At 74.4% G+C, this 1,663-nt stretch carries 1 protein-coding gene; it reads right to left on the bottom strand.

Going from position 1 to position 1,663, the window contains the following annotated elements; all coding sequences use genetic code 11:
• Window positions 1–1,627 (bottom strand): polyketide synthase dehydratase domain-containing protein (locus tag ACIBZJ_RS41845; RefSeq protein WP_395939177.1); only part of this gene is annotated, 1,627 nt, incomplete at its 3' end.
• Window positions 1,628–1,663: the final 36 nt, after the last annotated feature.

The following is a 1,663-nucleotide window of genomic DNA, read 5'->3' as shown; positions in this document are numbered from 1 at the left end:
CGGCCGGGGCGAGGTCGAGGAGGCCGAACCGCCCGGGGTGCTCGCGCAGCGCCGAGCGGACCAGTCCCCACACCGCGGCGGCGGCCGGATCCGTTCCGTCGGTGGCGCCGGTCGTCACGAAGACCAGGCGCGAGCCGGCGAACCGCTCGGTGCCGAGCCAGGACCGGACCGCGGCCAGCGCTGCCCGGGTCAGCTGGTGTGCCCGCTCCGGGCCGCTGTCGGCCGGAGCGGTGAGCGGCAGGACCACTGCGGACGGAACGTCGCCGTCCTCGTCCCAGTGCACGGGACGGCCGCCCGGCAGGAGCGACCCGCCGAGGACTCCGAACGGCTCCGGCTCGCCGGTCGGAATCGGCACGGGTCGCCAGTCGAGCCGGTAGCTGTCGGCGATGCTCACCGGCGGATCGCCCAGCGAGTCCGAGTCGCGTAAGGGGTCCGAGCCGCGTAGGGATTCCGAGTCGCGCAGGGCGTCGGCGGGTAGTGGGCGCAGTTCGAGTGTCCCCACGTCGGCGACCGGGCCGGCGTCGTCGGTGAGGCTGATCGTCACCGCGTCCGGACCGCACCGGACGAGCCGGACCCGCACCGTGGTCGCGCCGGTGGCGTGGAGCCGGACGCCGTGCCACACGAACGGCACCCGGGTGGTGGCCTGCTCGCTGGGGTCGAGGAAGAGGCACGCGTGCAGTGCGGCGTCCAGCAGGGCGGGGTGGATGCCGTAGTCGCCGACGGCGACCGCCGCCGGTAGCTCCACCTCGGCGTAGACCTCGCCGTCGCCCTCCCAGACCGCGGTGAGGCCCTGGAACGCCGCTCCGTAGGCGAATCCGTCGGCGCGGCGGGCCTCGTAGTAGCCGTCGATCTCGACCGGACGGGCCATCGGCGGGGGCCACTCGCCGAGATCCCCCGGGCTCTCGGCGTCGGCCGACGCCGAGAGCGTGGCCTCGGCGTGCAGCGTCCAACGCCGTCCGACCGGGTCGGCCCACGCGGAGCGGTCTCCCGTGTCGGGGAGGTCGGCCGTGTGGGAGCGGCCAGCCGACTCCGAGCGGCCAGCCGACTCCGAGCGGCCAGCCGACTCCGAGCGGCCAGCCGACTCCGGGCGGTCAGCCGACTCCGGGCGGCCAGCCGAGTCCGGGCGTGAGTAGATTCGCGCGGTGCGTCGGTCGGGGTCGACCACGACCCGCAGTTGGGTGTCGTCGGTGACGACGAGGGGTTCGGAGAGCGTGAGCTCGTCGACGACCGGGGCCCCGATCGCGTCTCCGGCCCGGAGGGCGAGCTCCACCATGACCGCACCGGGAGCGACGATGCGACCGCCGATCCGATGGTCGGCCAGCCACGGCAACGCGGTCGGCGAGAGCTGCCCCGAGAGCACGATCGTGCCGCTGCCGGGCACCTCGATCTCGGTCGTGAGCAGCGAGCCGGCCGACGTCACGGGGGCCGGCCAGAACCGTTCCCGCTGGAACGGATAAGTGGGCAGGTCGATCGCCGGAGCACGGTCCCCGAAGACCCCGGTCCAGTCGACCGCGACGCCGCAGACCCACGCCGTGCCCAAAGCGGTGAACGCCGCGCGGACCTCGTCCTGGTTCGCCCGCGACACCGGCACGGCGACCGGCAACACCTGCGCGACCGCACCACTCAACGCACCATCCGGACCCACCTCCACGAACACATCAAC

This window comes from Cryptosporangium sp. NPDC051539 (assembly GCF_044454545.1).
Classification (GTDB): Bacteria; Actinomycetota; Actinomycetes; order Mycobacteriales; family Cryptosporangiaceae; genus Cryptosporangium.
The sequence above is the reverse complement of the archived record's forward strand: the minus strand, read 5'-3'. Positions and strand labels throughout refer to the sequence as shown.